The sequence below is a fragment of the Pseudomonas sp. V98_8 genome, from assembly GCF_029967975.1.
Classification (GTDB): Bacteria; Pseudomonadota; Gammaproteobacteria; order Pseudomonadales; family Pseudomonadaceae; genus Aquipseudomonas; species Aquipseudomonas umsongensis.
Map to the genome: position 1 here is coordinate 1 of NZ_JASCAE010000100.1, position 12,476 is coordinate 12,476.

Here is a 12,476-nt window from a genome sequence, read left to right on the forward strand (position 1 = left end):
AAGAGCCCTTGGTTACTTGGGGCTCTTCCAAGTGACTCGCTGTAAAAGCGAAACCATAGGTGGTCGTTACCGCAGCAACGGATATGTACACCTGAAAGACAATCGCCGTCTGCCAGGACGCCTTCGCCGGCAAGCCTGGCTCCTACAGTAAAACCGAAACCCTAGGTGGCCGTTACCGCAGGAACGGATATGTACTCAGTCACAAACCCCATTGGCCGCCAGGACGCCTTCGCCGGCAAGCCGGGCTCCTACAGTAGAACGGGTATAGCCGCGAGCGATTGCTCGGCTGTCAGCCCCCTATCGCAGGGGCCTCAAAGATGATCCGCATCAATCACCGCCTTGGCGAACGCCTGCGGATCTTCCTGTGGCAAGTTGTGGCCGATGCCGCCGCTGATCAGGCGGAATTCGTACTTGCCGGTAAAGCGCTTGGCGTAATCCTCAGGGGCGGGGTGCGGCGCGCCGTTGGCATCGCCTTCCAGGGTGATGGTCGGCACGCTGATGGAAGGCGCGGTGGCCAGTTTCTGTTCCAACGCTTCGTAGCGGCTCTCGCCCTGGACCAGGCCCAGGCGCCAGCGGTAGTTGAACACGGTGATGTCGACATGGTCGGGGTTTTCCAGGGCCTTGGCGCTGCGGTCGAAGGTAGCGTCATCGAAGGCCCATTTTGGCGAGGCCGTTTGCCAGATCAACTTGGCGAAGTCATGGGTGTTTTTCTCGTACCCGGCGCGGCCGCGGTCTGTGGCGAAGTAGAACTGGTACCACCACTGCAGCTCGGCCTTGGGCGGCAGCGGGTTCTTGCCGGCGGCCTGGTTACCGATCAGGTAGCCACTGACCGAGACCAGTGCCTTGACCCGTTCTGGCCACAGCGCCGAAACGATGTCGGCCGAGCGCGCGCCCCAATCATAGCCACCGAGCACGGCTTGCTTGATCTTCAGGGCGTCCATGAAGTCGATGACGTCGCTGGCCAACGCGGCCGGCTGGCCGTTGCGCAGGGTTTTTTCGGAGAGGAAATGCGTGTCGCCGTAGCCTCGCGCGTAGGGCATCAACACGCGATAACCCTTGGCCGCCAACAAGGGCGCGACCGCGTCATAGCTGTGGATGTCGTAGGGCCAACCGTGCAGCAGAATGACCACCGGGCCATCGGCCGGGCCCGTTTCGGCATACGCCACGTTCAGCAGGCCGGCGTTGACATGCTTGAGTTGACCGAACGCCGAAGTGGCGGTTTGCGTGGTGCCAGCCGCTGTCGCGCCAGGCTGCGCGGTCGCGGAGGTTTGTCCGTGAGCGGCTCCCAGAACGCCGAACAGACTCAGCGCGAGGATTGAAGCGCTGATCAGACTGCGGCGGGGTTTACCGGTGTTGTCGTTCTGCTGTGCCATTTTCATCGTGATCTCTCCCTTGCAAACCGCTGGCCAGGGGACCCAGCCGATCCCCTTCAAACCCTGCCTGCATTTGAGCGCGATGACGTATCTGGCCTGTGTCGAAGAGCGGGACCGGTGCAAGCACCTGTATCCCGCCGTTGTCCAGATACACAGTGATACACAGCGTCGGATCAAGCCTGCGCTGCGCTTACCTCACCACTGACCATGGACTTCTTGCGCACCGACTGATACAGCAGGCTGGACACCATGAAGCCAATGATCGCCAACCCGCTCATCAGGCTGAATACATAGGTATAGCCTTGCTCGCCAGGGAAGTGGTCGAGGATCGCGCCGTAGATCACGTAGGCGAACATGCCCGGTGCATAGCCGATCAGGCAGCCGATGCCGAAGGCCGAGCCGGTGATGTGCTGGGGAATGCCGACTTCACCCATCGGCGCCCAGAACACGCCGCGCATGGAGAACACGATCAGCGCGAAGGACAGCGTGGCAGCCATGCCGGCATAGATGAAGCTCGGGTTCTTCGGAATCAGCAGGATGATGCCCATCAGCGGCAGCAGCGCGAGGAATGCCCACTTCAGGTAGCGGCTGGTGCTCTTGAACTGTTTGTCGGCGATGAAACCGCCGGCAGGGCCACCGAGGATCTTCAGGAAGTACTGGTTGATGATGCCGTAGGCGCCCACCAGTGCCACGGGCAGGCCGTACATTTCCTTGAGGTAGGGAATGAAATAGGTCAGGCCGCAGTAAACGATGTAGACCATGAACACATTGAGGCTGACCAGCCAGATACCCGGCACCTTGATGGCTTCGAACAGGTTGGCCAGGCCGTTGCCGGGCTTGGCGGTCGTCTGTGTGCCACCGCTCTTGAGCAGGAACCAGGTCAGGGTCCCGGCGAGGATGTCGATCACCGAGTAGAACAGGATCGCCGATTTCAGGCCGGCTTCGCCCGAACCCATGGCGACGAACACGCCCAGCGCGCAGAAGGCCACCAGGGTATCGACGACACCACGTCCACCTTCCAGCAGGCCGAACAGGCGACCCTGCTCCTGATCATCCCCCAGGTTGCGGATGGCCTTGAGCAACGAGGGCCAGAAGAGGCAGTCGGCACACACCGCCAGCAGGCTGAATACGATCAACAGGTTGTTGAAGGGGGGAAACGTTGCCAGGTACAACCCAAGGCTACCGGTGCCGATCAGGCCGAGGGGGATCAGTTTGCGCGTGTCGTAGCGATCGGCGAGCAGGCCTCCGACCACGAACAACGCGGTGGCGATGATCGCGTTGGCGCTCAGCAACAGGCCGATTTCAGTGTGGCTCAAGCCCATGAATTGCTGCATGGGCACATAGAAAGCGTCCTTGAGGTTGGCCAGTTTGTAGATGGTGCCGCCACCGAGGATGAGTATCAGGAATCTGAGCCATTTGGCCTTGTTTTGAGTTGTCATTATTGTTCTCCGGGTGTAATCGGTTCGTAGCGTCGGGTTCAGGCTTGGGGCATTTTTTGCCAGGGTCAGGCCAGGGTCAGCTCGGCCAGGGTGCGTAACTCGGCCAGCACACCGCGCACATAGGCCACCTGGTTGTTCGCCCAGCGGTGCTCGTCGGCCAGCATTCGCTCCAGCGAGAAGCCGGCGGGCAGGGGTGTTTCACTCATTTCCCGATAGGCGATGAAGGGGTCGGCCGCCTCAGCGGTCTGGCGGAACGCCGGCGCCACGTAGTGGTTTTCCTGTTCGAGGATGAAGGCGATCACCTGCGGGGTCGTGTCGCCCAGCATCAACAGCTCGAACAGCAGGCGGGCGCTGGGCAGGTCGTCTTCGGTGCTGCCTTGCAGTACGCCGTAATGCCCGAAGCCGTTTTGTTCGGGAACCACGCGCACGCCCTTGAGGTGCGCCTGACGGATGTGCGGCGCCAGGTTGCGCAGCGCCTGCAGGGGTTGTTCGCAGGCATTGATCATGTTGCCGAAGTCAAACAGGGCATGCAGGCGAGGGTGGTTGAGGCGGTTGAGCAGTTGCGCGATCTCGTTGCTCTTGAGCTCTTCATGCTGTTCGAAGTCGAAGTACAGGTCGTGCTCATCCGCCTGCTGCGCCAAGTAGCGCAGATCGGTTTCGATCAGGTCCATGACCCGCGACAGCGTTCCCTCGTAGCGCGAGTAGACGCGGATATTGCGCACGCCCAGGGCGCGGGCGATGGCGATCACCTGGTCGACATCTGTTTTCAGGGTGCTGCTGATTTCCAGATGCACGTCCAGTCCCAGGGCTCGGGCCTTGTCGGCGAACACCTGGAGCTGGGCGGGTGTCATCCGGCTCAGGCTGTTTTCCTCGCCGTCGAGCAGATGCACGCTCAGGCCCTGCAGCTCGTGGCGATAGGCGAAGTCGAGCAGGTCGGCGGGGGTGACACGACCGTGGGTGAGGTTGGTCAGCAGCGGATAGGCGTGGGCAAACAGGCGCAGTTGCGCCAGTCGTTCGAGCAATTGCCGGGCCAGTGCGTCAGTCAGCACGGGCGCCGTGTCTTCCTCGACCACGTTGTGGCAAAGCAAAGCGTTGAATCGTTCCTGGATCTTATTGTTCATTCGAGTCGTTCCTGGTTCAGACACCGGGTCTTGCGGCGCAGCCTTTATCGCGCCAGCCAGGAACTCTCGATAGATCCATTATCAGTTAATTGTTAAGACCACTTGCCGCGCTCAAGTGGCCGGCGTCAGGCACCCCATTGCGTGCAGGGCCCGGGCCAGCGCTTCGACGCGTTCGCGGGCCTGGTGTTCAGGGGTGCCGGCAAAACCGATCAGCAGGGCCGGCGGCAGGACGTGCTCGATGCAATAGTCGCTCAGGGCATAGGTGTGGATGTTGTATTGCGCCAGTTGCCTGGCAATGGCGTCGTCATCGAGCGCGGGGGGCAGCCAGGCGATCAGGTACATGCCGGCGTCCACCGGGGTGATGCGCAAGAAGCCGCCGAGCTGTTGTTGCAGCTGCTCGACCAGGGCTTGCTGGCGCGCCTGGTACAGCGCACGCAGGCGGCGGATGTGTCCCAGGAAATGGCCTTCGCCCATGAAGTCCGCCGTCGTCGCCTGCAGCAGCGTAGGCGGGCTGCGATCCATGACCGCGCGCAGGGTGCAGAAGGGTTCCACCAGGGCCTGGGGCAATATCACGTAGCCCAGTCGCAGCGATGGAAACAGCACTTTGCTGAACGTCCCGACATAGATCACCCGGGCCATCTGGTCCATGGCATAGAGCGCCGGAAGGAGCCGGCCGCTGTAGCGCAATTCACTGTCGCAATCATCCTCGATGATCCAGCTCTGCTGGCGTGCGGCCCAATCGATCAATGCCTGGCGTCGTGCATAACTGAGGGTCACGCCCAGGGGATGTTGGCGCGAGGGCGTGGTGAACACCAGGCGCGCATCAGGGCATTGGGCCAGGCCTTGCTCGACATCGATCCCCTGGTCATCGACAGGCAGTGGCACCACCTGCGCGCCTTGGGCCTGCAAGGCGATGCGCGCCGCAATGTGCCCCGGGTCTTCCATCCACACGCGGTCCTGCGGATTGAGCAGCAACATGCCCAGCAGGTTGAACGCTTGCTGTGCACCGGAAACGATCACCACTTGGCCGGCGTCACAGTCGATGCCCCGGGCGTCGAAGACGTACTCGGCAATGGCCGAGCGCAACGCCTGCAACCCTTGCAGTTCGCCGTAACCAAGCATGGCCTTGCTCGGCTTGAGCAGGTGACGGTTCATCAGGCGCCGCCAGATCGCCTGCGGGAAGGCGTCGTAGGTGCTGTGGCTGGGCAGGAAGGAGGTCGGGGTGGCTGGGTCCCAGTCGGCATAGGACACCCCGCGAAAATGATCGCTACGCAGCGACAGCATCGACTGGCTCAAGTCGGACAGGCGCGGGGGCTGGCGTGCCTGCCCATCGTCGAGCGTCGTGCGGTGCTCCCACTCGGTGCCGACGTAGGTGCCGGCGCCGGTGCGCGAGGCCAGGAAACCTTCGGCGATCAGCTGATCGAAGGCATTGAGGATGGTGATCCGCGACAACGCCAGTTCCTTGCTCAAGGTGCGAGTCGACGGCAGGCGCACGCCCCCTTGGATCCGGCCACCGAGGATCTGTTTGCGAATCTGCAAATACAGTTGGCGGTACAAGGGGATGGCGCTGGCACGGTCCAGTTCGATGGCCGACAGCAACAGACCTGCGGGGGATTTCATGAAGCGCTCGTCTGGACGGAGTGAGTGGGTTGGCTTCAGCGCGCTCTGGCACCGTGGCATGCAGGTTAGCGAGCGGCACGGCATAAGTCATCCACCGACTTTTACAGCTCGGCGCACCTTGTCATGAAATGAAAAGCCATTGTCGTCTGATGAGAAGCGGCTCACCAGGCAGCATCCTACAGTCCAATCAGCGCAAATCGACGCAGCAGCCAATATTGCAGACTGGAGAATAAGAAAAATGGCCAAGGCCGTACGCTTCTACGAAACCGGTGGTCCCGAAGTCCTTCGCTACGAGGATGTCGAAGTCGGCGATCCCGGTCCAGGCCAGGTTCGACTGCGTCATGTGGCGGTCGGCCTGAACTATGCCGACACCTACTTTCGCAATGGCACCTACCCAATCCCGATGCCCAACGGCATGGGGGTCGAGGCGTCCGGTGTGGTCCAGGCCATCGGGGAAGGCGTGACCAACGTCCAGGTGGGGGACCGCGTCACCTATACCGGTTTCCTTAACACCCTTGGCGCCTACAGCACCGAGCGGCTGATCGCGGCCGCGCCGCTGATCAAGCTGCCGGAAACCATCAGCTTCGAAACGGCGGCGGCGATGACCATGCGCGGCCTGACGTCTTCGTACCTGATGCGCCGCATCTACGACTTCAAGGAAGGTGACAGCATTCTGCTGCACGCCGCCGCTGGCGGTGTCGGCCTGATCGTTTCGCAGTGGGCCAAGTTGCTCGGGCTGAACGTGATCGGCACGGTGTCGACCGAGCAAAAGGCCGAAATTGCCCGGGCTCACGGTTGCGACCATACGATCAATTACAGCCATGAAGACGTCGCCGCACGCGTTCGCGAATTGACCGACGGTGTGGGCGTCAATGTGGTGTTCGACAGTGTTGGCAAGAACACCTTCATGGGTTCGCTGGATTCGTTGAAACCCCGTGGCCTGATGGTCTGCGTGGGGACTGCATCCGGGCCGATCCCGGCGTTCGACCCGGTGATGCTGGCGATGAAAGGTTCGCTGTACCTGACCCGTCCGGCCCTGGCCAACTACATCAGCGACCCGGCCGAAAAAGCCGCCCTGGCCGGTGAGTTGTTCGATCACGTCGGCAGTGGCCGCATCAAGATCGAGATCAACCAGCACTACGCCTTGCAGGATGCGGTACAAGCGCATCGTGACCTTGAGTCGCGCAAGACAACCGGTTCGTCGATTTTCGTCATTTAAGGAGCGGCCAGCCATGAAAGTCGAACAATTGACCTACAGCATCGGCGCCGAACTGATCGGCGTGAACCTCGCCGACGCGGTGCATGACGACGGTCTGTTTGCCGAGATTCGTGCCCAGTTGCTCAAGCATCGGGTGGTGTTCCTGCGCGACCAGGACATCACTCGCGCCGAACACGTGGCCTTCGCCCGGCGCTTCGGCGAACTGGAAGACCATCCGGTGGCCGGCAGCGATCCGGAGCACCCGGGGCTGGTACGCATCTACAAGAACCCGGACCAGCCGATGGACCGCTACGAAAACGCCTGGCACACCGATGCGACCTGGCGCGATGCGCCGCCGATGGGTTGCGTGTTGCGCTGCGTGGAATGTCCACCGGTGGGCGGCGATACCATGTGGGCCAACATGGTCGAAGCCTACGCGCGTCTGCCTGAAGACGTGAAGCTGAAGATTGCCGACTTGCGCGCACGCCACAGTATCGAAGCGAGCTTCGGCGCGGCGATGCCGATCGAGAAGCGCCTGGCGCTCAAGGCGATGTACCCGGACGCCGAGCATCCGGTGGTGCGCACGCACCCGGAAACCGGCGAGAAAGTGCTGTTCGTCAACGCCTTCACCACCCACTTGAGCAACTACCACACCCCTGAACGGGTGCGCTTCGGCCAGGACGCCAACCCCGGCGCGAGCGAGTTGCTGCGCTACCTGATCAGCCAGGCGTATATCCCTGAGTATCAGGTGCGCTGGCGCTGGAAGCCCAACAGTATCGCCATCTGGGACAACCGCAGTACCCAGCACTACGCCGTCATGGATTACCCGCCGTGCCATCGCAAGATGGAGCGCGCCGGGATCATCGGCGACAAGACGTACTGATCGATCCTTTCTGCATACGCACTCGTAAATACGTCTGCCCGGCACGATCCCGGGTGGACGGGACAATCATAAAAAGTGGAGTAGACCATGCAATTCTTCGACGATTCCCTGCACCCCGAAAACATGGAAAAAGTAGTCATCACCGTGGCCCCGTACGGCCCCGAATGGATGCCGGAAGACTTCCCTGAAGACATCCCTTTGACCATGGACGAGCAAGTCCAGAAAGCGGTCGATTGCTATGAAGCCGGCGCCACGGTCCTGCACCTGCATGTACGTGAACTGGACGGCAAGGGCTCCAAGCGCCTGTCGAAGTTCAACGAGCTGATCGCCGGTGTGCGCGAAGCCGTGCCGGACATGATCATCCAGGTGGGTGGCTCGATTTCCTTCGCCCCGGAAAGTGATGGCGAAGCGGCCAAGTGGTTGTCCGACGATACGCGCCACATGTTGGCCGAGCTGACGCCAAAACCGGACCAGGTCACGGTGGCGATCAACACCACCCAGATGAACATCATGGAGCTGCTGTACCCGGAATACCTGGAAGGCACTTCCCTGGCCAACCCGTTGGTCCAGGCGGCCTACAGCGAAATGACCGTGCCCGCCGGTCCGGCCTGGGTCGCCGAGCACCTCAAGCGCCTGATGGACAACGACATCCAGCCGCACTTCCAGCTGACCGGCATTCATGCCTACGAAACCCTGGAGCGCCTGGTACGCAAGGGCATCTACAAGGGTCCGATGAACCTGACCTGGATCGGCATCGGCGGTGGTTTCGACGGTCCGAACCCGTTCAACTTCTTCAACTTCATCCACCGTGTCCCGGACGGCTGCACCCTGACCTCCGAATCGCTGCTCAAGAACGTGCTGCCGTTCAACACCATGGCGATGTCCATGGGCCTGCACCCGCGCGTTGGCAACGAAGACACTATCATTGATCACAAGGGCGAGCGTTTCGGCTCGGTTGCGCAAATCCAGCAAACCGTGCGCATTGCCCACGAACTGGGTCGCGAAATCGCCACGGGCAAAGAAGCCCGCGAGATTTATCGCATCGGTGTGAAGTACGACAGCATCGAGCAGACCCTGCTTGCCAATGGTATGTCGCCCAACCGCAAGGCCGGGCAAAAAGGTGTGCCGCAACGCGGCTGACCCCGTGGTGCGCACGAGAGGCCGTGACCTCTCGTGCGCACTGCAAAACGCTTGATAACAAAAATAAATAAAAGCTTTGAGGAGGCTGCATGGCCTTTCACCCAATCGCCGACGATGACGACGCTGGTTGCGTCAACGTTGCGCGTAAATATGCCTGGATTGTCTTCGCACTGACGTTCGGCCTGTTGATTTCCGACTACATGTCACGCCAGGTGCTGAACGCGGTGTTCCCGCTGCTCAAGGGCGAATGGGCCTTGAGCGACGGGCAGCTTGGCCTGCTCAGTGGCATTGTCGCGCTGATGGTGGGCCTGCTGACGTTTCCGCTGTCGCTGATGGCTGACCGCTTTGGCCGGGTCAAGAGCCTGGCGCTGATGGCGATGCTGTGGAGCCTGGCCACGCTGGGTTGCGCGTTGGCGCAGGACTATCAGCAAATGTTCATCGCGCGGTTCATGGTCGGCGTCGGCGAAGCAGCCTACGGCAGTGTCGGCATCGCGGTGGTGATTTCGGTGTTTCCGAAACACATGCGGGCCACCCTGGCCAGCGCCTTCATGGCGGGCGGGATGTTTGGCTCGGTGTTGGGCATGGCGTTGGGCGGTGCTATCGCCGCCAAGCTTGGCTGGCGCTGGTCGTTCGCTGGCATGGCGCTGTTTGGTTTGCTGCTGGCAATCCTGTACCCGATCATCGTCAAGGAAGCACGCATTGCGCCCAAGCGTGCAGCCCAGTTGGCGAACAAGGTAGCCGCGGCCAAGCGTCCGCTGCGTACGCTGTGGTCCAGTCGTTCGGTGGTGGCTACCTACATCGGCAGCGGCTTGCAGCTGTTCGTCGGTGGCACGGTAATGGTGTGGATTCCCAGTTACCTCAATCGCTACTACGACATGCCCACGGACAAGGCTGGTGGCATGGCCGCAATCATCGTGCTGTGCAGTGGTACCGGGATGATCCTGTGCGGCATGCTCAGCGATCGCCTGTGTCGCAACTCGCCGGAACGCAAGGTCAGCCTGGCCATCGCGTTTTGCCTGGGCAGTTGCCTGTTGCTGTCGGCGGCGTTTGCGCTATCGGCCGGGCCGTTGCAGCTGGCACTGATTTGCCTGGGCATGCTGATTGCCACCGGTACCACTGGCCCCGCTGGCGCGATGGTTGCCAACTTGACCCATTACTCGGTCCACGGCACGGCCTTCGCCACGCTGACATTGGCCAACAACATGCTGGGACTGGCGCCAGGACCGTTCATCACCGGAAAGGTGTCGGACCTCATCGGCCTGCATGCCGCGTTTCAATTGGTACCGCTGGTCAGCCTCGCGGCAGCGGCGGTGTTCTTCTACGCCAAGTGTCATTACCACAAAGATATTGCCCGCCTTCAGGGGCAGAGCGTGCCTGATCCCGTCAGTCACGCCGGGTTAGAGGTGAAGTTGTGAGTCGTCGTCTACAGATTGATGTGTTTTTCGATTTTATCTGCCCCTGGTGCCTGATCGGCAAGCGCCAGTTGGAGCACGCGCAGGTACAGTTTCGTAATCGTCATCCGGATGTGCAGATCAACACGGTGTGGCATGGCGTGCAGTTGCTGCCGCAGTTGCCGGTAGAAGGTGAGCCCTTCGCCGATTTCTACCGCAAGCGCCTGGGCAATGCCGACGCGATGACCATGCGTCAGGCCCAGGTACAACGGGCTGCCGCGGCGGTTGGACTGAACATCGACCTGAGCCAGATCGAGACGATGCCCAACACCGCCGACGCCCATCGTCTGTTCGAGCGGGCCAGCGCGCTGGGCAATGCAGCCCAGCGTGAAATGTTGCTCGAGCGGCTGTTCGCCGCTTATTTCCGCAAACGCGAAAATCTCGGGTGTCGCGAGACCTTGCTCGCCATTGCCCGCTCCTGCGGCGTCGATAGCGACGCACTGCTCGATTGCCTGAAAGGCGATGCCACGCCATTTGCAGGGTCGCCCGGTGCGACCAGTGGCGTGCCGAGCTTCCAGTTCGACCGGCGCATAACGGTGATTGGCGCACAACCTGCCCAGGCGCTGCTCGGAGCCATGCACGAAGCGCTCAAGGAACCTGAGCTTGAGCGGCAGCCGGCATGACCCGGCGCATTCCCGTACCTGCCGGCAAACATCCGCAGGCCGGTGGCCGGGCGCTGTTCGAGTTCGAGGACAAAAGCCTGGCGTTGTTCAACGTCGACGGACAGCTGTTCGCCATCGACGACAGTTGCCCGCACCAGGGCGCCTCGCTGTGTGGCGGGCGTCTCGAGGGGCGGGTGATCCAATGTTGCGCCCACGGTTTGCGCTTCGATTTGCACAGCGGCTACCTGCTCAATTCCAGGCAGGTCAAAGTCAACAACTACCCGGTCGAGATCATCGACGGCCAGGCGTTCATCGTCATCGTTCCTGAGGAGTCCGCGCCATGAGCGCCATCGCTCTTACCCGTATCCATAGTCGCACGCGCGAACTGGCCCCGGGCTTCATCGTCAGTCTGATCGTGGCTGCCGCCGCGTCGTTCTTGTCCGAGCACTACGGTGCGCCCGTCATGCTCTTTGCCTTGCTGCTGGGCATGGCCCTGAATTTCCTCGCCGGTGACGGCGCCTGCAAGGCTGGCATCGAGTTCACCGCACGCACCGTGTTGCGAATCGGCGTGGCGCTGCTGGGCATGCGCATCACCCTCGAACAGATGGCGGCGCTGGGCTGGAAGCCGGTGGCCCTGGTGGTGATCCTGGTGGTGGTGACCATCGGTGTGTCGGTAATCGCGGCCAAGGCGCTGGGCTTTCAGCGTTTGTTCGGCATGCTCACGGGTGGGGCTACTGCGATCTGTGGTGCATCGGCCGCGTTGGCGCTGGCCGCAGCGCTGCCTAATCACCCGCAGAAAGAACGCGCGACCCTGTTTACGGTGATCGGAGTCTCGGCGCTGTCGACGTTGGCGATGATCGTCTACCCGATGATCGCCAATTGGCTGCAACTGTCGCCGCAAGTGGCCGGGGTGTTTCTTGGAGCGACCATCCACGATGTGGCGCAGGTGGTCGGTGCTGGCTACAGCATGTCCACCGAGACCGGTGACACGGCGACGGTGGTCAAGTTGATGCGCGTCGCCATGCTGCTGCCGGTGATCGTCACCGCCGCGATGATCACGCGCATGCAGGGCGCCGATCCGACCGGCAAGCGGCCACCGTTGCTGCCATGGTTCGCTGTCGGTTTCCTGATTCTGGCGTGCATCAACAGCACCGGGTGGATAGCCCCGGCGGTGCAGGGTTCGATCAATGAACTGTCGCGCTGGTGCCTGGTGGTGTCCATCAGTGCCCTGGGCATGAAGACCCAGCTCAAGGAGCTGGCGGCGGTGGGCATCAAGCCGATCCTGCTGATGGTGGGGGAGACGGTGTTCCTCGTCGTGCTGGTGCTGTTGTTGCTGCACTGGGGCCTATGACTGGCGACGTAAATCGTTTTCTGGCAGAGGACCGCACTGCAGTTGGCTCCTAGCTGCGGTGGTGTTCTCGACCGGTGTCGATGACACTGGTTTTTCACGGCGACTGTACCAGCAGTCGCCGTTTTTTTTTGCCCGGTGGGCCTGTGGGAGATTGTTGTCTGAGTACATATCCATTGCTGCGGTCACGGCGGCTTATGGTTTCGCCCTTCTGTAGGAGCGAGCATGCTCCGGGCGGCGTTCCGACGATTGATCGTTCCCACGCTCTGCGTGGGAATGCCGCCAGGGACGCTCTGCGTTC

Annotated in this window: 11 protein-coding genes; 7 read left to right on the forward strand and 4 right to left on the reverse strand. The window is 61.8% G+C overall.

Features of this window, described 5'->3' with window-relative positions; genetic code table 11:
- Positions 1–311 precede the first annotated feature (311 nt).
- From QLG10_RS28900 to QLG10_RS28915, 4 genes are all read right to left on the reverse strand, one after another.
- Positions 312–1,379 carry an alpha/beta hydrolase gene (locus QLG10_RS28900; RefSeq protein WP_188265667.1) on the reverse strand — a complete coding sequence of 356 codons (1,068 nt, stop codon included), beginning with the start codon at positions 1,377–1,379 and terminating at the stop codon, positions 312–314.
- A 167-nt stretch (positions 1,380–1,546) separates the two neighbouring features.
- Positions 1,547–2,812, reverse strand: a complete 1,266-nt coding sequence (locus QLG10_RS28905) for an MFS transporter (RefSeq protein ID WP_282488432.1) — start codon at positions 2,810–2,812, stop codon at positions 1,547–1,549.
- A gap of 65 nt (positions 2,813–2,877) precedes the next feature.
- Positions 2,878–3,933: a TIM barrel protein gene (locus QLG10_RS28910; protein ID WP_282488433.1), complete on the reverse strand. Its 1,056-nt coding sequence runs from the start codon at positions 3,931–3,933 to the stop codon at positions 2,878–2,880.
- A 111-nt stretch (positions 3,934–4,044) separates the two neighbouring features.
- Entirely contained in the window at positions 4,045–5,553 is a 1,509-nt protein-coding gene (locus QLG10_RS28915; RefSeq protein WP_282488434.1) for a PLP-dependent aminotransferase family protein, read from the reverse strand.
- Positions 5,554–5,791: 238 nt separating this feature from the next.
- Here QLG10_RS28915 and QLG10_RS28920 point away from each other — a divergent pair, with 238 nt between their 5' ends.
- From QLG10_RS28920 to QLG10_RS28950, 7 genes are all read left to right on the forward strand, one after another.
- Positions 5,792–6,772: a quinone oxidoreductase gene (locus QLG10_RS28920; RefSeq protein WP_020798544.1), complete on the forward strand. Its 981-nt coding sequence runs from the start codon at positions 5,792–5,794 to the stop codon at positions 6,770–6,772.
- A gap of 13 nt (positions 6,773–6,785) precedes the next feature.
- Positions 6,786–7,634 carry a TauD/TfdA family dioxygenase gene (locus QLG10_RS28925; RefSeq protein WP_110755301.1) on the forward strand — a complete coding sequence of 283 codons (849 nt, stop codon included), beginning with the start codon at positions 6,786–6,788 and terminating at the stop codon, positions 7,632–7,634.
- A gap of 87 nt (positions 7,635–7,721) precedes the next feature.
- Positions 7,722–8,774, forward strand: a complete 1,053-nt coding sequence (locus QLG10_RS28930) for a 3-keto-5-aminohexanoate cleavage protein (RefSeq protein ID WP_110755300.1) — start codon at positions 7,722–7,724, stop codon at positions 8,772–8,774.
- 89 nt (positions 8,775–8,863) lie between these two features.
- A complete protein-coding gene (locus QLG10_RS28935) occupies positions 8,864–10,189 on the forward strand; it encodes an MFS transporter (RefSeq protein ID WP_188265670.1) in 1,326 nt (441 codons plus the stop codon).
- Complete coding sequence (locus QLG10_RS28940) at positions 10,186–10,848, forward strand: DsbA family oxidoreductase (RefSeq protein WP_282488435.1); 663 nt, start codon at positions 10,186–10,188, stop codon at positions 10,846–10,848. Before QLG10_RS28935 ends, QLG10_RS28940 begins: the two co-directional genes overlap by 4 nt.
- Positions 10,845–11,171 carry a Rieske 2Fe-2S domain-containing protein gene (locus tag QLG10_RS28945; protein ID WP_008066685.1) on the forward strand — a complete coding sequence of 109 codons (327 nt, stop codon included), beginning with the start codon at positions 10,845–10,847 and terminating at the stop codon, positions 11,169–11,171. The genes QLG10_RS28940 and QLG10_RS28945 overlap by 4 nt, the downstream gene beginning before the upstream one ends.
- Positions 11,168–12,178, forward strand: a complete 1,011-nt coding sequence (locus tag QLG10_RS28950; RefSeq protein WP_282488436.1) for a putative sulfate exporter family transporter — start codon at positions 11,168–11,170, stop codon at positions 12,176–12,178. The genes QLG10_RS28945 and QLG10_RS28950 overlap by 4 nt, the downstream gene beginning before the upstream one ends.
- Positions 12,179–12,476 lie beyond the last annotated feature (298 nt).

Excerpts from the sequence above, each read along its gene's own strand:
- QLG10_RS28930 (WP_110755300.1), top strand. The coding sequence starts at position 7,722 with ATGCAATTCTTCGACGATTCCCTGCACCCCGAAAACATGGAAAAAGTA.
- QLG10_RS28935 (WP_188265670.1), top strand. The coding sequence starts at position 8,864 with ATGGCCTTTCACCCAATCGCCGACGATGACGACGCTGGTTGCGTCAAC.
- QLG10_RS28900 (WP_188265667.1), bottom strand. The coding sequence starts at position 1,379 with ATGAAAATGGCACAGCAGAACGACAACACCGGTAAACCCCGCCGCAGT.
- QLG10_RS28920 (WP_020798544.1), top strand. The coding sequence starts at position 5,792 with ATGGCCAAGGCCGTACGCTTCTACGAAACCGGTGGTCCCGAAGTCCTT.
- QLG10_RS28925 (WP_110755301.1), top strand. The coding sequence starts at position 6,786 with ATGAAAGTCGAACAATTGACCTACAGCATCGGCGCCGAACTGATCGGC.
- QLG10_RS28945 (WP_008066685.1), top strand. The coding sequence starts at position 10,845 with ATGACCCGGCGCATTCCCGTACCTGCCGGCAAACATCCGCAGGCCGGT.
- QLG10_RS28905 (WP_282488432.1), bottom strand. The coding sequence starts at position 2,812 with ATGACAACTCAAAACAAGGCCAAATGGCTCAGATTCCTGATACTCATC.
- QLG10_RS28950 (WP_282488436.1), top strand. The coding sequence starts at position 11,168 with ATGAGCGCCATCGCTCTTACCCGTATCCATAGTCGCACGCGCGAACTG.
- QLG10_RS28915 (WP_282488434.1), bottom strand. The coding sequence starts at position 5,553 with ATGAAATCCCCCGCAGGTCTGTTGCTGTCGGCCATCGAACTGGACCGT.
- QLG10_RS28910 (WP_282488433.1), bottom strand. The coding sequence starts at position 3,933 with ATGAACAATAAGATCCAGGAACGATTCAACGCTTTGCTTTGCCACAAC.